General features: G+C 71.7%; 16 protein-coding genes, 1 pseudogene and 1 riboswitch. Of the genes and pseudogenes, 13 read left to right on the top strand and 4 right to left on the bottom strand.

The annotated features are described in order from the left end of the window. The first annotated feature begins 21 nt into the window (after positions 1 to 21). The 12 genes and pseudogenes from uvrC (at position 22) to ACYVF7_RS35740 (ending at position 12890) form a co-directional block, all read left to right on the top strand. Complete coding sequence (uvrC, locus tag ACYVF7_RS35795) at positions 22 to 2007, top strand: excinuclease ABC subunit UvrC (protein ID WP_460349443.1); 1986 nt, start codon at positions 22 to 24, stop codon at positions 2005 to 2007. Then, entirely contained in the window at positions 2004 to 2906 is a 903-nt protein-coding gene (rapZ, locus tag ACYVF7_RS35790; RefSeq protein WP_460349441.1) for an RNase adapter RapZ, read from the top strand. The genes uvrC and rapZ overlap by 4 nt, the downstream gene beginning before the upstream one ends. A gap of 6 nt (positions 2907 to 2912) precedes the next feature. After that, positions 2913 to 3890 carry a gluconeogenesis factor YvcK family protein gene (locus tag ACYVF7_RS35785; protein WP_460349439.1) on the top strand — a complete coding sequence of 326 codons (978 nt, stop codon included), beginning with the start codon at positions 2913 to 2915 and terminating at the stop codon, positions 3888 to 3890. A 33-nt stretch (positions 3891 to 3923) separates the two neighbouring features. Then, a pseudogene (whiA, locus tag ACYVF7_RS35780) lies at positions 3924 to 4900 on the top strand (DNA-binding protein WhiA). 549 nt (positions 4901 to 5449) lie between these two features. Continuing rightward, complete coding sequence (gene gap / locus ACYVF7_RS35775) at positions 5450 to 6454, top strand: type I glyceraldehyde-3-phosphate dehydrogenase (RefSeq protein ID WP_460349437.1); 1005 nt, start codon at positions 5450 to 5452, stop codon at positions 6452 to 6454. A 110-nt stretch (positions 6455 to 6564) separates the two neighbouring features. Beyond that, positions 6565 to 7755, top strand: a complete 1191-nt coding sequence (locus ACYVF7_RS35770) for a phosphoglycerate kinase (protein ID WP_460358302.1) — start codon at positions 6565 to 6567, stop codon at positions 7753 to 7755. A 41-nt stretch (positions 7756 to 7796) separates the two neighbouring features. After that, the gene (gene tpiA, locus ACYVF7_RS35765) at positions 7797 to 8558 is read left to right on the top strand and encodes a triose-phosphate isomerase (RefSeq protein ID WP_460358300.1); all 762 of its coding nucleotides are present in this window, start codon (positions 7797 to 7799) and stop codon (positions 8556 to 8558) included. A 129-nt stretch (positions 8559 to 8687) separates the two neighbouring features. Next, positions 8688 to 8930: a preprotein translocase subunit SecG gene (gene secG / locus ACYVF7_RS35760; RefSeq protein WP_360878932.1), complete on the top strand. Its 243-nt coding sequence runs from the start codon at positions 8688 to 8690 to the stop codon at positions 8928 to 8930. 71 nt (positions 8931 to 9001) lie between these two features. Beyond that, complete coding sequence (locus tag ACYVF7_RS35755) at positions 9002 to 9373, top strand: RNA polymerase-binding protein RbpA (protein WP_345436321.1); 372 nt, start codon at positions 9002 to 9004, stop codon at positions 9371 to 9373. Positions 9374 to 9500: 127 nt separating this feature from the next. After that, a riboswitch (ZMP/ZTP riboswitch) is annotated at positions 9501 to 9584 on the top strand. Between the two features lie 22 nt (positions 9585 to 9606). Further along, the gene (locus ACYVF7_RS35750) at positions 9607 to 10872 is read left to right on the top strand and encodes a serine hydroxymethyltransferase (RefSeq protein ID WP_460349434.1); all 1266 of its coding nucleotides are present in this window, start codon (positions 9607 to 9609) and stop codon (positions 10870 to 10872) included. Positions 10873 to 11027: 155 nt separating this feature from the next. Next, positions 11028 to 12095: a GNAT family N-acetyltransferase gene (locus ACYVF7_RS35745; protein WP_460349432.1), complete on the top strand. Its 1068-nt coding sequence runs from the start codon at positions 11028 to 11030 to the stop codon at positions 12093 to 12095. A 159-nt stretch (positions 12096 to 12254) separates the two neighbouring features. Then, entirely contained in the window at positions 12255 to 12890 is a 636-nt protein-coding gene (locus ACYVF7_RS35740; protein ID WP_460349429.1) for a ClpP family protease, read from the top strand. A gap of 65 nt (positions 12891 to 12955) precedes the next feature. Here the strand turns inward: ACYVF7_RS35740 and ACYVF7_RS35735 are convergent, their stop codons facing one another. Beyond that, positions 12956 to 13633 (bottom strand): (2Fe-2S)-binding protein, encoded by a 678-nt coding sequence (locus ACYVF7_RS35735; RefSeq protein ID WP_460349427.1) that lies wholly within the window; start codon positions 13631 to 13633, stop codon positions 12956 to 12958. A gap of 77 nt (positions 13634 to 13710) precedes the next feature. On the opposite strand from ACYVF7_RS35735, the gene ACYVF7_RS35730 reads away from it, so the two are divergent. Further along, on the top strand, positions 13711 to 14481 hold the full coding sequence (locus ACYVF7_RS35730; protein WP_460349425.1) for a class I SAM-dependent methyltransferase: 771 nt from the start codon (positions 13711 to 13713) through the stop codon (positions 14479 to 14481). 80 nt (positions 14482 to 14561) lie between these two features. Here ACYVF7_RS35730 and pgl read toward each other — a convergent pair whose 3' ends face one another. Genes pgl through zwf form a run of 3 tightly spaced genes read right to left on the bottom strand, consistent with a single transcriptional unit; the run spans position 14562 to position 17859 of the window. Beyond that, entirely contained in the window at positions 14562 to 15338 is a 777-nt protein-coding gene (gene pgl, locus ACYVF7_RS35725; RefSeq protein WP_460349423.1) for a 6-phosphogluconolactonase, read from the bottom strand. Further along, positions 15335 to 16324, bottom strand: a complete 990-nt coding sequence (locus ACYVF7_RS35720) for a glucose-6-phosphate dehydrogenase assembly protein OpcA (RefSeq protein ID WP_460349420.1) — start codon at positions 16322 to 16324, stop codon at positions 15335 to 15337. The genes pgl and ACYVF7_RS35720 overlap by 4 nt, the downstream gene beginning before the upstream one ends. Next, positions 16324 to 17859, bottom strand: a complete 1536-nt coding sequence (zwf, locus tag ACYVF7_RS35715) for a glucose-6-phosphate dehydrogenase (protein WP_460349418.1) — start codon at positions 17857 to 17859, stop codon at positions 16324 to 16326. The genes ACYVF7_RS35720 and zwf overlap by 1 nt, the downstream gene beginning before the upstream one ends. Positions 17860 to 18115: the final 256 nt, after the last annotated feature.

Here is an 18115-nt window from a genome sequence, read left to right as displayed (position 1 = left end):
CGAGCGCATTAGGCTTACGGCGTGGCAGATCCGGCGACCTATCGGCCCGCGTCCGGCTCCGTACCTGAATCGCCCGGGGTCTACCGATTCCGCGACGGGACCGGCCGGGTCATTTACGTGGGCAAGGCGAAGAGCCTCCGTTCCCGGCTGAACTCCTACTTCGCCGACTTCGCGGGGCTGCATCCCCGCACGCAGACGATGCTGCAGACCGCCACGGACGTCGACTGGACGGTCGTCGGCACCGAGGTCGAGGCGCTCCAGCTGGAGTACTCCTGGATCAAGGAGTTCGACCCGCGGTTCAACGTGAAGTACCGCGACGACAAGTCCTATCCCTACCTCGCGGTCACGATGCACGAGGACGTCCCGCGCGTGCAGGTCATGCGCGGCGCCAAGAAGAAGGGCGTCCGCTACTTCGGGCCCTACTCCCACGCGTGGGCGATCCGCGAGACCGTCGACCAGCTGCTGCGCGTGTTCCCCGTGCGCACCTGCTCGGCCGGAGTGTTCCAGCGGCAGCGTCGGATGGGCCGGCCCTGCCTGCTCGGCGACATCGGCAAGTGTGCCGCGCCCTGCGTCGGCCGGATCACCGAGCAGGGGCACCGCGACCTGGCCGAGGACTTCTGCGCCTTCATGGCGGGTGACACCGCGCGCTTCATCAAGGCCCTCGAGAAGGACATGAAGGCGGCCGCCGTCGAGCAGGAGTACGAGCGCGCGGCGCGGCTGCGCGACGACATCCGGGCGCTGCAGCGGGCGCTGGAGAAGCAGTCCGTGGTGCTGGGCGACACCACCGACTGCGACGTGATCGCCTTCGTCGACGACCAGCTCGAGGCCGCCGCGCAGGTCTTCTACGTCCGCGGCGGGCGCATCCGCGGCCAGCGCGGCTGGGTGGTCGACAAGGTCGAGGACGTCACGACCGGCGAGCTCGTCGAGCAGTTCCTGCTGCAGATGTACGGCGAGACCGCCGCCGAGGCGGTGCCCCGGGAGATCCTCGTGCCCGCGCTGCCGCCCGACACCGACGCGGTCGTGGAACTGCTCGCCGAGCACCGGGGCGGCCGGGTCGACCTGCGCGTGCCCCAGCGCGGCGACAAGAAGACGCTGATGGAGACCGTCGAGCGCAACGCCGTCGAGGCTTTCAAGCAGCACAAGACGCGCCGGGCGACGGACCTGACGACCCGCAGCAAGGGCCTGCAGGAGCTCCAGGACGCCCTCGAGCTCGACCAGGCGCCGCTGCGCATGGAGTGCTACGACGTCTCCAACCTCCAGGGCACCAACGTCGTCGCGTCGATGGTCGTCTTCGAGGACGGCCTGGCCCGCAAGAGCGAATACCGGCGGTTCTCCATCAAGACGGTCGAGGGCCAGGACGACGTGCGCTCGATCCACGAGGTGATCCGCCGGCGCTTCAAGCGCTACCTCGAGGAGACGGAGAAGACCGGCGAGCTGGACGTCCTGGGCGAGCCGGAGGCCGGCGGGCCGATCGACCCGGAGACCGGAAAGCCGCGGAAGTTCGCCTATCCGCCGAACCTCGTCGTGGTCGACGGCGGCCCGCCGCAGGTCGCCGCCGCCCAGCGGGCGCTCGACGAACTCGGCATCGACGACGTCGACGTGTGCGGCATCGCCAAGCGCCTGGAGGAGCTGTGGCTGCCCGGCGAGGAGGACCCGGTCATCCTCCCGCGCAACAGCGAAGCGATGTACCTCGTGCAGCGGTTGCGCGACCAGGCGCACGACTTCGCCATCCGATACCACCGGACCAAGCGCAGCAAGGGCATGCTCGTCAGCGAGCTCGACGACGTCCCCGGCCTCGGCCCGGGCCGTCGCAAGGCGCTGATCAAGCACTTCGGGTCGGTGAAGCTCCTCAAGGAGGCCGGTCCGGACCAGATCGCGGAGGTTCCTGGCATCGGACGCCGTACGGCTGAGAACATCGTCGCGGCGCTGCGCGGCCACGACGGGGCCGCACCAGGCGCTCAGGACGGGGCGGCGTCACCGGCCCAGGACGGGGGAGGCAGGACGTGAATCACACGACAGGGGCGAATCTAACGGGCGGGCCACAGGTGCCCGACATAGTGATCATCACCGGTATGTCGGGCGCCGGGCGGAGCACGGCGGCCAAGTCGCTGGAGGACCTGGACTGGTTCGTCGTCGACAACCTGCCGCCCGCGCTGCTGGCCACGATGGCCGACCTGGCCGAGCGGGGCCAGGGCGCGGTGCCGCGCATCGCGGTCGTCGTCGACGTGCGCAGCCGGGCCTTCACGACCGACCTGCAGTCGGCCTTCGACGACCTGGAGGCGCGGGGCGCGCACCCGCGCGTGGTCTACCTCGAGGCGTCCGACGACGTCCTCGTCCGCCGCTTCGAGAGCGTACGTCGGCCGCACCCGCTCCAGGGCGACGGCCGGATCGTCGACGGCATCGCCCGCGAGCGCGAGCGGCTGCGCGAGGTGCGCGCCGAGGCCGATCTCGTCCTGGACACCAGCGCGCTGAACGTCCACGAGCTGCGGGCCAAGATCGTCGAGTTCTTCGGCGGCGAGGCGGCGGAGTCGAGCCTGCGCGCGACCGTGGTCTCCTTCGGCTACAAGTACGGCCTGCCCGTCGACGCGGACCTGGTCGTCGACTGCCGGTTCCTGCCGAACCCGCACTGGATCCCCGAGCTGCGCCCGCAGAACGGCCGCGACGCGGCGGTGCGCGACTACGTGCTGTCCCGGCCGGGAGCCAAGGAGTTCCTCGACTCCTACACCGAGGTGCTGCGGCTCCTCGTGGAGGGGTACGAGCGCGAGGGCAAGCACTACGTGACGCTCGCCGTCGGCTGTACCGGCGGCAAGCACCGCAGCGTCGCCATGGCCGAGCAGTTCGGCGCCCGGCTGGGCGACGAGGGGCTCGAGGTAAGGGTCGTCCACCGGGATCTGGGACGGGAATAACCGCACGTGACTTCCCCCAAGGTCGTCGCCCTCGGCGGCGGGCACGGATTGTTCGCCTCGTTGTCCGCGCTGAGGCGCGTCACCGACCGGCTCACGGCCGTGGTGACCGTCGCCGACGACGGCGGGTCCAGCGGCCGGCTGCGGCGGGAGCTGGGCGTCCTGCCGCCCGGCGACCTGCGCATGGCCCTGGCCGCGCTGTGCCGCGACGACGACTGGGGGCGCACCTGGAGCGAGGTCGTCCAGCACCGCTTCCGCAGCCAGGGCGAGCTGCACGGGCACGCCGTGGGCAACCTGCTGATGGTGGCGCTGTGGGAGCTCCTCGACGACCCGGTCGCCGGCCTCGACTGGATGGGGCGGCTGCTGGGCGCGGAGGGCCGGGTGCTGCCCATGGCGTCCGTCCCTCTCGACATCGTCGCGGAGGTCCGCGGCGCCGACCCGGAGCGGCCGCAGGAGATCACGCACGTTCAGGGGCAGGTGGCCTGCGCGAAGACGCCGGGACAGGTGCTGAGCGTCTCCCTGGTCCCTGCGGATCCGCCCGCCTCCCCGGAGGCGCTGCGCGCCATCGAGGAGGCCGACTGGGTCGTCTTCGGGCCCGGCTCCTGGTTCACCAGCGTGCTGCCCCATCTGAAGGTGCCGGAGCTGGCGGGCGCGCTGCTGCGCACCTCGGCCCGGCGGATCGTCGCCCTCAACCTCGAACCCCAGCCCGGCGAGACCGACGACTTCTCGCCGCAGCGGCACCTGGAAGTGCTGCGGGCGCATGCACCCGACCTCCGGGTCGACGTCGTCCTCGCCGACCGGAATGTCGTCGAAGAGCGCGATGTTCTTGAAAAGGCGGCACGTACCCTCGGTGGAACGCTCGTGCTGGCCGACGTGGCGGCCGGAGATGGATCTCCACGGCATGATCCGGCACGGTTGGCCCAAGCGTTCGCACAGATCTTTGTCAGCGGCCACTGTCCCCGGCAAGATTCCGCGAGACTGCCCTGACGGGATGATGGCTACAGGGGGAGGATCACATCCATGGCGATGACCGGCGTGGTGAAGGACGAGCTGAGCAGGCTGTCCGTCATGAAGCCGTGCTGCCGCAAGGCCGAGGTGTCGACGCTGCTGCGCTTCGCCGGGGGCCTGCACATTGTCAGCGGGCGCATCGTGATCGAGGCGGAGCTCGACACCGGAGCCGCGGCGCGACGCCTGCGCAAGGACCTCGCCGAGGTCTTCGGCCACACCTCCGACGTCGTGGTGCTGGCGCCGAGCGGTCTGCGCAAGGGCAACCGGTACGTCGTGCGGGTGTTCCGCGACGGTGAGTCCCTGGCCCGCCAGACCGGGCTGATCGACAACAACGGCCGCCCGGTCCGGGGCCTGCCCCGGCACGTCGTCTCCGGCGGCGCCTGCGACGCCGAGTCGGCGTGGCGCGGGGCGTTCCTGGCGCACGGGTCGCTGACCGAGCCCGGCCGGTCGATGTCCCTCGAGGTCACCTGCCCCGGGCCGGAGGCCGCCCTGGCCCTGGTCGGCTCGGCGCGGCGGCTGCGGATCCACGCCAAGGCGCGCGAGGTGCGCGGCGTCGACCGCGTCGTCGTCCGTGACGGCGACGCGATCTCGGCGCTGCTGACCCGGCTCGGCGCGCACGACTCGGTGCTCGCCTGGGAGGAGCGCCGCATGCGCCGCGAGGTGCGGGCGACCGCCAACCGGCTGGCCAACTTCGACGACGCCAACCTGCGCCGCTCCGCGCGGGCCGCGGTCGCGGCCGGAGCGCGCGTCGCGCGCGCCCTGGAGATCCTCGCCGACGACGCCCCGGAGCACCTCGTCGCCGCCGGCTGCGGCTGGAGCACAAGCAGGCGTCGCTGGAGGAGCTCGGGCAGCTCGCCGACCCGCCGCTGACCAAGGACGCCATCGCCGGCCGGATCCGGCGGCTGCTGGCCATGGCCGACAAGCGCGCCATGGACCAGGGCATCGCGGGTACCGAGGCCAACGTCACCGCCGACATGCTCGCCCCCTGATCGATTCGCCGGGGATCCGGCGAAAGGGACCGCCTGAGGGTCTGCCGCGCCGACGGCGCGGCAGACCCTCAGGCGCGTCGGCACGGTCCACGCGGCCCTGAGCCCGGCCTCGGGCTCGTCGGCGACGCCGTACGGGCAAACACCTGGCGGCGTCGGCGGAACGGCGCCGTGAGGCTCACGAGGCGTGCCGCACGGCCGCCCGCCAGGCGGCGAGCGCGCCGGAGAAGCGCCGCACCGACGCCTGCGAACGAGGACTCAGGGGCCTCGGCACAGGCGGCCGGTCTCATGAGTGACGCCGGTCACTTCGGTGAATCGCCTTTTCTGTATCGATTTGGTCTAGACCAATTAGGTCTAGACCAAATACGCTTTCCGTGGTCCGCCGCCCGCCATCGGATGTTGGCTCCCGGCAGGGCGGCGGACCGGTCGCTTCCCGCCCGGTGGTTACAGTCGCATCACACCGGGTTCGGTAGGGTCGACCTGAGAGCACACACGTCAGGTTCACAGGCCCCCGGTGAGCTCCGGGGGACGAAGCATGAGGAGATCGGTGCCGTGACCATCCGGGTTGGCGTTAACGGCTTCGGCCGCATCGGCCGCAACTTCTGGCGAGCGCTGAACGCCGCCGGTGGCGACGTCGAGGTCGTGGCGGTCAACGACCTCACCGACAACGCCACGCTCGCTCACCTGCTCAAGTACGACAGCATCCTCGGCCGGCTCCCCGAAGAGGTGAAGGCCGGCGCGGACGAGATCACCGTGGGCGGCAAGACCATCAAGGCCTTCGCCGAGCGCGACCCGGCCAAGCTGCCGTGGGGCGACCTGGGCGTCGACGTCGTCATCGAGTCGACCGGCCTGTTCACCGACGCCAACAAGGCGAAGGTCCACGTCGAGAACGGCGCGAAGAAGGTCATCATCTCCGCGCCGGCCAAGAACGAGGACGTCACGATCGTCATGGGCGTGAACGACGACGCCTACGACCCGGAGCTGCACACCGTCATCTCCAACGCGTCCTGCACCACCAACTGCCTGGGCCCGATGGCGAAGGTCATCCACGACACCTTCGGCATCGAGCGTGGCCTGATGACCACGATCCACGCCTACACCCAGGACCAGAACCTCCAGGACGGCCCGCACAAGGACCTGCGCCGCGCCCGCGCCGCCGCGATCAACATCGTCCCGACCAGCACCGGCGCCGCCAAGGCCATCGGCCTCGTCCTGCCGGCGCTGAAGGGCAAGCTCGACGGCTACGCGCTGCGCGTCCCGGTGCCGACCGGCTCGGCGACCGACCTGACCGTCACGGTCGGCCGCGAGACCAGCGTCGAGGAGGTCAACGCGGCGCTGCGCGAGGCGGCCGAGGGCCCGCTGCGCGGCATCCTCACCTACACCGAGGACCCGATCGTCTCCTCCGACATCGTCACCGACCCGGCGTCCTGCATCTTCGACTCCGGGCTCACCAAGGTGATCGGTGACCAGGTCAAGGTCGTCGGCTGGTACGACAACGAGTGGGGTTACTCCAACCGTCTCGTCGACATCACCAAGCTGGTGGGCTCGCGGCTCTGACGAGTCACACGCAGGGCCGGCGCGGCCAGGCAACGGCGACACGAACGAGCGCAGCAGGCGGTGAGCCTGCTGCGCTCGTTCCCACACGACCAGGAGTGCGATCAATGAGCATGTCCACGCTCGACGATCTCGGCGACGTGCGCGGCAGGCGGGTGCTGGTCCGGTCGGACCTCAACGTCCCGCTGCAGGACGGCGTGATCGGGGACGACGGCCGGATCCGGGCCAGCGTCCCGACCATCACCAAGCTCGCCGACCGGGGCGCCCGCGTCATCGTGTGCGCCCACCTCGGCCGCCCCAAGGGGCAGGTGAAACCGGAGTTCTCCCTCGCCCCCGTCGCGAAGCGGCTGGGTGAGCTGCTGGGCCGCGAGGTCCGCTTCGCCACCGACACCGTCGGCGACTCCGCGCAGGCGGCGGCCGACGCGCTCCAGGACGGCGAGGTCGCCCTCCTGGAGAACCTCCGCTTCGAAGCCGGCGAGACCAGCAAGGACGACGCCGAGCGCGGCGCGTTCGCGGACCGCCTCGCCGCCCTGGCCGAGCTGTACGTCGGCGACGGCTTCGGCGCCGTGCACCGCAAGCACGCCAGCGTCTACGACGTGCCGCAGCGGCTCCCGCACGCGGCCGGCGGCCTCATCGCCGCCGAGGTCGACGTGCTGCGGCGCCTGACCGGCGAGCCTGCCCGGCCGTACGTCGTCGTGCTGGGCGGCGCGAAGGTCTCCGACAAGCTCGGCGTCATCGCGAACCTCCTCGGCAAGGTCGACCGGCTGATCATCGGCGGCGGCATGGCGTACACCTTCCTCAAGGCCCAGGGGCACGAGGTCGGGAAGTCGCTGCTGCAGGAGGACCAGCTCGACCAGGTCCGCGGGTTCATCGAGGAGGCGCGCAAGCGCGACGTCGACCTCGTCCTGCCGGTCGACGTGCTGGCCGCCACCGGGTTCGCCCCCGACGCGCCGCACGAGGCCGTCGAAGCGACCGCCATCCCGGCCGACCGGGAGGGCCTGGACATCGGCCCGCGCACCCGTGAGCTGTTCGCGAGCAAGCTCGCCGACGCGGCCACCGTCTTCTGGAACGGCCCGATGGGCGTCTTCGAGTTCGACGCCTTCGCCGGCGGCACCCGCGCGGTGGCCGAGGCGCTGATCGCGTCAAAGGCGTTCACCGTGGTCGGTGGGGGCGACTCCGCCGCGGCCGTACGCAAGCTCGGCCTCCCCGAGGACGGCTTCTCCCACATCTCGACCGGTGGCGGCGCGAGCCTCGAGTACCTCGAGGGTAAGACGCTGCCCGGCCTGGCCGTCCTGGAGGACTGAACGTGGCAGCCAAACCCGCAGCGCCGCAGCGCAAGCCGCTGATGGCCGGCAACTGGAAGATGAACCTCACGCACTTCGAGGGCATCGCGCACGTCCAGAAGATCGCGTTCGGCCTCAGGGAGGCCGACTACGAGGCGGTGGACGTCGCGCTGCTGCCGCCGTTCACGTTCATCCGCAGCATGCAGATGCTGGTGGACGCCGACAAGCTCGCGCTGACGTACGGCGCGCAGGACGTGTCGGCCCACGACAAGGGCGCCTACACGGGTGAGATCTCGGCACTGATGCTCGAGAAGCTCGGCTGCGCGTACGTCCTGGCCGGGCACTCCGAGCGCCGGGAGTACCACCATGAGGACGACGCGCTCGTCAACGCCAAGGTGAAGCAGGCTCTCAAGCACGACCTGACGCCGATCCTGTGCGTCGGCGAGGGCCTGGAGATCCGTAAGGCGGGCGAGCACCTGTCCCACACGCTCTCCCAGGTCGAGGGCGGGCTGCAGAAGGTCCCCGCCGAGCAGGCACAGCGCGTCGTGATCGCCTACGAGCCGGTCTGGGCGATCGGCACCGGCGAGGTCGCCACCCCGGAAGACGCGCAGGAGGTGTGCGGCGCGATCCGGAACCGGCTGGCCGAGCTGTACAGTGGAGATCTCGCCGAGCAGGTCCGCGTGCTCTACGGGGGTTCAGTCAAGGGCGGCAACATCGCCGGGATCATGGCGAAGCCGGACATCGACGGAGCGCTCGTCGGCGGAGCGAGCCTGGACGCGGGGGACTTCGTCAAGATCTGTAGGTATCGCGAACTGCCGGTGTGATCTAGCGCATCAGACTGCGCGTTTCTGCTGAACCACGCGGTAGAACGTCGTACCCTCGGTAACGGATGACCTGAACACGAGAACCTTCCCCGCGAACAGCGGGGTGAATCACGAAAGCGCTGGGCTGCTGTGATCATCGCAACTTCCATCGTGCTCATCATCACGAGCGCGCTGATGGTGCTGCTCGTCCTCCTGCACAAGGGCAAGGGCGGCGGCCTGTCGGATCTGTTCGGCGGCGGTATCAGTTCGTCGCTCGGTGGGTCGTCCGTGGTCGAGCGGAACCTCGACCGGCTCACGATCGGCACGGGCGTGATCTGGTTCGTGGCGATCATCGCGCTGGGTCTGTTGCTCAAGCACGGCCACCACGGCTGAGCAGCCCAGACCCGCAGTGTGTTGACGCCGCCGCCCCTCGCTGCGGCGGCAAAGGAAGCGAGGAGTAGTCCGTGGGTAGTGGCAACGCTATTCGAGGCAGCCGAGTCGGTGCTGGCCCGATGGGAGAGGCCGAGCGTGGCGAAGCGGCCCCGCGTGTGTGGGTGAGCTTCTACTGCGCGAACCGGCACGAGTCCCGGCCGAGTTTCGCGACCGACGTCGCGGTTCCCGACCAGTGGGACTGCCCCCGGTGCGGGTTCCCGGCCGGCAAGGACGCGGAGAACCCGCCGGCGCCGCCGCGCAACGAGCCCTACAAGACGCATCTCGCCTACGTGAAGGAGCGGCGCAGCGACGCCGACGGCGAGGCCATCCTCGAGGAGGCTCTGGCCAAGCTGCGCGCCGAGCGTGCGGCGATCGCGGCCGCGATGCAGCGCGTCCGGAACTGACCCCGTAGATCGTTTTTGCGATCGGCCCGGTACCGCCTCGGCGGGCACCGGGCCGATCGTATTAACGGGTGCCCCGGTGCCCTGATCCGGCCTGTCGCCCCTGAGCCGCGTCCGAGCTTTCGGTACGATGTGAGTCCGCGACTGGCGCATGAGGTGGAGTTCACCACCGGGGAGCGAAGAAGATCTGGCACCGCGCGCCTGGGTGCTGGGAGCCGAGCCCGTATGGAGGCCCCATGCACCAGCCAGCGCTGTCCCATCTCACCGCGGCCGACCCCGACCTGGCCGGTCTCATCGAGGCCGAGGCCCGCCGTCAGCACGACAAGGTCCGCCTCATCGCCTCGGAGAACTACGTCTCCCCGGCGGTGCTGGAGGCGACCGGCTCCGTCCTGACCAACAAGTACTCCGAGGGCTATCCCGGCAAGCGTTACTACGAGGGCCAGCAGGTCGTCGACCCGGTCGAGGAACTGGCCCAGGCGCGCGCCCGCGAGCTGTTCGGCGTCGACCACGCGAACGTCCAGCCGTACTCCGGCTCGCCCGCCAACCTCGCCGTGCACCTGGCGTTCCTGAACCCGGGCGACACGTTCCTGTCGCTCGAGCTCGCCCACGGCGGCCACCTCACGCACGGGTCGCCGGTGTCGATCACCGGCAAGTGGCTGCGCCCGGTGCACTACGGCGTCGGCCGCGAGACCGGCCGCGTCGACATGGACCAGGTGCGCGACCTCGCCCGCGCGGAGCGGCCGAAGGTGATCTTCTGCGGTGGCACCGCGATCCCGCGGACGATCGACTTCCCGGCGTTCGCCGAGATCGCCCGCGAGGTGGGCGCCGTCCTCGCCGCCGACATCGCGCACATCGCCGGGCTCGTCGCCGGCGGCGCCCACCCGTCGCCGGTCGGGCACGCCGACGTCATCACCACGACCACGCACAAGACCCTTCGCGGCCCGCGCGGCGCCATGATCCTGACGACCGCGGAGCACGCGACCGCGATCGACAAGGCGATCTTCCCGGGCCTGCAGGGCGGCCCGCACAACCACACCACCGCCGCGATCGCCGTCTCGCTCCGGGAGGCCGCCCAGGAGGACTTCAAGGCGTACTCCCGTCAGATCGTCGCGAACGCCCAAGCGCTCGCCGCCGCGCTGACCGAGCGCGGGTTCGACCTGGTCTCCGGCGGCACCGACAACCACCTGATCCTCATCGACCTGACCGCCAAGGGCATCGCCGGCAAGCCGGCGGCCAAGGCGCTCGACCGCGCCGGCATCGAGCTGAACTTCAACACGGTGCCCTTCGACCCGCGCAAGCCGTGGAGCCCCTCGGGCATCCGGCTCGGCACCGCCGCGATCACGACGCGCGGCCTCGCCGAGGAGCACATGCCGTTCGTCGCGGCGTCGATCGACCAGGCCGTCGCCGCCGCCGACGACGAGGCGGTCCTCGACAAGATCGCCGCGGAGATCCGCGAGCTGCTCGCCGGCTTCCCGATGCCCGGCTGGACCGCGACGCCCTGACCCGCCATCGATGACGAGGGTCCGGCGTCTCGGGGCGCCGGGCCCTCGTCGCGTTCGCCCCCCCGGACAGCGCTGATCCGGCGGAAACGGTCGTGTAGCGCCCCGGTAACAGCGATGCGGAACGCTGGTCCCGTTCAGCCGCCGAAGGGGATGACATGCCATTGCTCCGCGTACGCACCGAGATCGACGACCGGCCGGGCCGACTGGCCGTCCTGACCGCCGCGCTGGCCGCGCAGGGAGCGAACATCCTCGACCTGTCCGTCCAGGTCGCCACGGACGGCGTGGTGGACGAGTTCGTCGTGGACGTGCCCACCGGAACCACCGCGGAGGCGCTCGCCGCTGCCGTCGCGGTCGCCGCGGGCCGCCGGACCAGCGTCGTTCCGGCGACGCCGCACGAGCTCATCGACGAGCCGAGCCGCGCGCTCTCCCTCGCCGTACGCCTCCGGTCCAACCCGCGCGCGCTGCCGGAGATCCTGGCCGAGCTGCTGCGCGCCGACAGCGCGGAGTGGGTGGCCGGCCCGGCAGCGCTCGACGAGCAGCCGGACCCGGCGACGATCACCGTCTCCGCCGGGCCGCTACGCGGGGTGCTGCTGCACCGCGAGGGCCTGCCCTTCACGCTCACGGAGATCGCCCGGGCCAACGCCCTGGTCCGCTCGCTGCTCCCGGCCCAGGGCCCGGCTCCCGCCCGGCAGCGCCTGAGCCTCGGTGACGGTACCGAGATCACCGTGCGGCCGCTGACGGTCCTCGACGCCGACGCCGTACGGGACATGCACGCCCGCTGCTCGATCGAGAGCCGGCACCGCCGCTACTTCAGCGCGCGTGGCGACATTCCGGGGCGGCTACTGCGGGTGTTCTGCGACCGCGCGCACGGGCTGACCACGGCGGCCGAAGGCCCGGACGGGTCGATCCTCGCCCTCGCGCACCTGATGTACACGCTCGACCCCGGCGTAGGCGAGCTGGCGTTCCTCGTGGAGGACGGCTGGCAGGGCCGAGGCATCGGGGCGGCGCTGGCCCGCCGTCTCCTGGCCGTCGCGCACGAGCAGGGCCTGGCCGAGGTCCGCGCCACCATGCTGGCCGACAACTCTCGCGTGCGCGCCCTGCTCGGCGGCCTCGGCGGACGATTCGTGCGGTCCGAGGACCCCAGGCTGCTCGACGTGCGGATCGCGCTCGGCCCCGCCTGTACGGAAGCGCTCGAGCCGACGCGGGCGGGAGCGGCACGGTAGCAGAGGCGGGTGGCCTGACCGGACGCGAGCACTTCAGCCGGATCGAGACGGAGACGGGCGGGTGGCCCGGCTGGACGGAATGCTCCAGCCGATCGGGCCGGATCGAGACGGTGACGGGGGCGGGCTATGGTCGAAGGAGCCGTACGGAGGGGGCACCCGATGACGATGCCGTCGTTTCCGCCCGAGTTCCCTGGCGACCCGAAGGGGCCGTCGTGGCCGGGAGGACCTTCCCGACCGGAGGAGCGGTCCTGGCTGGGTGAGCCGGGTGCGGCGGATCCGCTCGCCGACCGGCTGTTCGAGCACCGGATCATCCTCGCGAACGGGCCGCTCGACGGCGCCCGCGCCTCGGAGCTGTCCGGGAGGCTCGTCATGCTCGACGCGGCGGGGGAGGAGCCGGTCACGTTGCACCTGTGGTCGCCGGACGGTGAACCCGACGCGGCGTTCGCCGTCGCGGACACGATCGGCGTCCTCGGCTGCCCGGTACGCGTCCTGGTCGCCGGTCAGACCGGCGGCCCGCCCCTGCTCGTGCTCGCCGCGGCGCGGCGGCGGGAGATGATGCCCCACGCGACGTTGCGGCTGACCGAGCCCCGGGCGGCGTTCCAGGGCGACACGACGGACGTCGCCGCCCGCGAAGAGGAGCATCGGCGTCAGGTCGACGCCTTCTACATCCGGTTGGCCGAGACGACCGGCCGGGAGGTCGACGAGATCCGCGAGGACGCCCGGCAGGACCGCCTCCTCAGCGCCGACGAGGCGGTCGCCTACGGCCTCGTCCAGGCTGTCGTGGCGCGGCCGTAGCCACACGAGCGCCTGCTTCAACGCTCAGAGTCGGGGCTGAACCGCCGGCCTGGTGAAGGCAAAGGTCAGAGGAGCGCGCAGTCGCCGCACTTGCCGCCGCCGGGTACCCGGTAGTAGAGGCAGCAGCTGCGCCGGCGGAAGCCGTAGCGACCGAAGCCGCCGGTTCCCGCCAGCGGAGAACCGGCCAGGAGCTCCTCGACGCACCGCAGCGCCGCCCCGGAGACCGTCGGGCGGGCCCGGGAGAGCACCGTCATCGCGCCGGCGAGGGCCGACGCCGCGTTGCCCCACAGGAGGCCCTCCGCGACCGGCGTGACCGCCCGTACCGCCGCGACCAGCGGCGCCAGGTGATCCTCGAGCACGACGCGACGGAGGGTGGGCGGGTCCGCGGGAAGCGCCGCCGCGCCCGGCGTCGCCAGGAGGATCGGGCCGGGGGAGGCGGCCCGCCAGTACGTACGGGCCGGATCGAGGTCCGGCACGCGGCCGTGGACGACGGCGGTGGCGAGCACCGGCGACCAGAGACGGCCCGCGACGCCCTGGAACAGCAGGGAGGCCGCGACCCGGTCCTCGGACGTGCCGAGACGCACCCGCACGGCCGCGATCTGGTCGCGCAGCGCCGGACCGTACAGCTCGGTCAGCGGCCGCCACAGCGGGTGCTCCGCGACGCCGGGGTCGACGGCGACGGAGAAGTACGGCCCGACCCGGGCCACGTCGGCGAGAGCCTCATCCACCGTCACGTATCCCATCGCCGCCGAGCCTGCCCCGGCGTACCGCGTCCGGTCAAACCAGGCCCCGCACCGATCACCGTCGCGGCTCTGGGAGCATGGAACGCGTGATCTACGACCATCCCTGGGCGTACGAGCTCGCCTGTTCGTTCCGTGACGTCGGCGGCGAGGTCGACGTGCTGCGGCGCTGGGCGGGCGACGCCCGGAACGTCCTGGAGCTGGCGGCCGGGCCCGCGGAGCACGCCCGGGAGTTCGCCCGCCGGGGCGTGGCGGCGACCGCCCTGGACCTCAGCGCAGCGATGTGCGCCTATGCCCGTGAACGGGGGAGCGGGCTGCCCCTGGAGGTCGTCGAGGCCGACATGACCGACTTCAAGCTCGGCCGTCGCTTCGACCTCGTCATCACCATGCTCGACTCGACGGCGCACCTGATGTCCCTGGACGCCTTCGTGGCGTACCTGCGGTGCGTCGCGGAGCACCTCGCCGAGGACGGTCTCGCGGTGATCGAGATGAGCCACCCGGCCGACCGGCTCAGCGAGACGCCTCGCGTCTCGGCGGCGTGGACCGTGGAGAAGGACGGTGCCAGCGCCCACGTACGGTGGGGCGAGCCGTCGGATGAGATCGACCCGATCACCCAGATCGTCGAGGACCACGTGACGATCGCCGTCGACGGCGGCGACGTGATCCACGGCGTGGTGCCCTACCGCTTCTGGACGGCGACCGAGCTGGACGCGGCGCTCCGGCTCGCCGGCGGCCTCACGGTGGAGGCGCAGTACGGCGACTTCGACCCCGGCGTCCCCCTCGACGCTCCGGAGGCCTGGCGCATGATCACTCTGCTGCGCCGGTCGGCCGCGGGGCCCTCATCCGGCTGAGCCGGACGAGAGCCCCGAGGGCGTGTCTGACAAATCCGCTGTCCGGCTACGGACGGGGACTTCGAGACAGGCCCTAAGCCTCACGGCGAGGCGATGCGGCCGATCTCGGGCGGCAGCTGGCTCGCGGCCGCCCGGTCGAGCAGGAACAGCGTTCGCTGCCGGGCGCGGGCGCCCGCGCCGGGGACCTGCACGGGGCCGGCGTCGGACAGCGCCAGGTGTACGGCGCCGGCCTTCGACTCGCCCGCCGCGATGATCCATATCTCGCGCGCCGTGCGGAGCGACGGCAGGGTCAGGCTGAGGCGGGTCGGCGGCGGCTTGGGCGCGCCGTGCACGGCCACCACCGGCCGCTCCTCCTCGTAGAGCGCGGGCATGCCGGGGAACAACGAGGCGACGTGGGCGTCCGGGCCGAGGCCGAGCATCAGCACGTCGAACGACGGGACGACCCCGTGGTCCTCCGGCCGGGTCGCGGCCCGCAGCTCGGCGGCGTACTGCTCCGCCGCGTCCTCCGGGGTCAGGCCCGAGTCGCTCGACGGCATGGCGTGCACGCGTTTCGGGTCGACGTCGACGTGGTCGAGCAGGGCCTTTCGCGCGCCGGTCTCGTTGCGCTCCTCGTCACCTGACGGCAGGTAGCGCTCGTCGCCCCACCAGATGTCCAGGTGCCCCCAGTCGACGGCGTCCCGGGCCGGGGAGGCCGCGATCTCCTCGAGCACCGCGGTGCCGACGCCGCCGCCGGTCAGGACGACATGCGCCCTGCCGCGGGCCGCCTGGACGTCGACGAGACCGGTCACCAGGCGGGCGGCGACGGCCTTGGCGAGCAGGGACTGGTCCTGGTGGATCAGTACCGACGGGGCGGTCACGGCTTCTTGCCCTTCGCGGCCCCGCGCGGGGTCTTCGCCGCGGCCGGAGCCGTCGCCGGAGCGGCGGCCTCGGCCGGTGTGTCGAGACCCTTGGCGCACCGCAGGACGGCCTCGCGGTAGACCTCGTCCGGGTCGAGGCGGCGCAGCTCTTCCGCCAGGAGCTCGGACGTCGGCCGCCGGTGCAGCGCGACCTGACGGTCCGGCTGGTCGGGCCGGGACAGCGTCGCGACGCGGCCGTCGGGACGGGTGATCGCGACGTCGCCGCCGTTGGTCGTGGTGAGGCGTACGGCGGTGATGCCCGGCCCGTGCGACTCGGTCACGGCGCACGGGATGGCGAGCCGCACCGACAGCCACGAGGCGAGCAGCGCCGCGCTGGGATTCTGCGGCTCGGCCTCGACGATCGCACCGGTGATGTCATCGCGCGGCTGGTCGAGGATCGCGGCCAGCAGCGAGCGCCATGGGGTGATACGGGTCCAGGCGAGGTCGGTGTCGCCGGGCACGTACGCCTCGGCCAGCCGGGTCAGCGTGCCGATCGGGTCGGTGCTGCCCCGGGCGTCGGTGACGCGGCGCTGGGCGAGCGCGCCGAGCGGCTCGTCGGCCGGCTTGCGCGGAGCCACGCCGGGCCACCAGGTCACGACGGGCGTGTCCGGGACCAGCAGCGGCAGCACGACCGAGTCGGAGTGCTCGATGAGCTGGCCGTACAGCCGGAGGATCACGGTCTCGCCGGGCCCCGTCTCGCCGACGCGGACCTCGGCGTCGAGCCGGGGCTCCCCGTTGGCATGGCGGGCGATCACCGCGATGATCCGGCACGGGTGCTCGCGGGCGGCCTCGGTGGAGGCGCGTACGGCGTCGTACTGCGCGGCCTCGTCGGTGTAGATGACGAGGGTCAGGACCTTGCCGGTCGCGGGCCCGCCCATCCGGTGCCGGGCCGCGCTCAGCGCGTCCTGGATCTTCCGGGTGGTGGTGTTCGTGAGATCGATGTTCATCAGAGCCGCCTCCACGCCCGGCCGTCGCGGGCCATCATCTCGTCCGCGGCCTTCGGCCCCCCGCCGCCCGACTTGTACGGTTCGGGCTTGCCGTGCTTGTCCCAGTACTCCTCGATCGGGTCGAGGATCTCCCAGGACAGCTCGACCTCCTCCTGACGGGGGAAGAGCGGCGGGTCGCCGATGAGCACGTCGAGCAGCAGGCGCTCGTACGCCTCGGGAGAGGACTCGGTGAACGACTCGCCGTAGTCGAAGTCCATGTTCACGTCCCGGACCTCCATGGAGGTGCCGGGGACCTTCGAGCCGAACCGCATGGTGACGCCCTCGTCCGGCTGCACGCGGATGACCAGGGCGTTCTCGCCGAGCTCCTCGGTGTCCGTGACGGCGAACGGCAGGTGCGGAGCGCGCTGGAAGACGAGCGCGACCTCGGTGGCGCGGCGGGTCAGCCGCTTGCCGGTGCGCAGGTAGAACGGCACGCCCGCCCAGCGGCGCGTGTCGACGTCCAGGCGGACCGCCGAGTAGGTGTCGGTACGGGAGTTCGGCGGAATGCCGTCCTCCTCCAGGTAGCCGCGCACCTTGACGCCGCCCTGCCAGCCGGCGGCGTACTGCCCGCGCACGGTGTAGGCGCCCAGGTCCTTGGGCAGGCGTACGGCCGACAGGACCTTCGCCTTCTCCGCCCGCACGGACTCGGCCGCGAACGACACGGGCTCTTCCATCGCGGTCAGCGCCAGCAGCTGCAGCAGGTGGTTCTGGATGACGTCCCGCGCGGTGCCGACGCCGTCGAAGTAGCCGGCACGGCCGCCGATGCCGATGTCCTCGGCCATCGTGATCTGCACGTGGTCGACGTAGGAGCGGTTCCAGATCGGCTCGAACAGGTTGTTGGCGAACCGCAGCGCCAGGATGTTCTGCACCGTCTCCTTGCCGAGGTAGTGGTCGATCCGGAAGATCGACTCCTCGGGGAAGACCTCGTGCAGTATGCCGTTGAGCTCCTGCGCGCTGGCCAGGTCGTGTCCGAAGGGCTTCTCGATCACGACGCGGCGCCAGGAGCCCTCCGACGGCTGCGACAGGCCGCTGGCCTGCAGCTGCTTGACGACGTCCTGGAAGAACTTCGGCGGGATCGACAGGTAGAACGCGTAGTTGCCGCCGGTGCCGCGCTTCTCGTCCAGCTCCTTGACCGCCATGGCGAGAGCCTCGAACGCGCCCGGGTCGTCGAACGTGCCCGGCACGAAGTGGATGCCCTCGGCGAGCTGGTTCCAGACGTCCTCACGGAACGGGGTACGGGCGTGTTCCTTCACCGCGTCGTGCGCGAGCTGCCGGAAGTCCTGGTGCTCCCAGTCGCGGCGGGCGAACCCGACGAGCGAGAAGCCCGGCGGCAGCAGGCCCCGGTTGGCGAGGTCGTAGATGGCGGGCAACAGCTTCTTACGGGACAGATCACCGGTGACGCCGAACAGCACGAGCACACACGGCCCGGCCACCCGCGGCAGCCGCTTGTCCCGGGGATCGCGGAGCGGGTTGAGCGCCTCTAGAGCCCTCTTCATCGCGTGTCTCCGTTCCCGTCGGCTTCGTGTTCATCACAGGGAGTACGCGGCGGCGCCCCGATCGTCCCGGTGGGCCATCTCATGCCCAACTTCCCTGTCCTTCCTAGTGGCGCCCGGGCGGTGGGCCGCCTTGGCGTCATCCTCATCGTTCAAGCGGCCGTCCGTGCTCGGCCGAGCCGGTGACCATCTTTCGCTAACCCTCGTATCGCGCGCGATCTTCCCAGCGTCGCAGGATCTACACGGTCAGGCACCGGAA

This window comes from Actinoallomurus acanthiterrae (assembly GCF_054775715.1).
The sequence above is the reverse complement of the archived record's forward strand: the minus strand, read 5'-3'. Positions and strand labels throughout refer to the sequence as shown.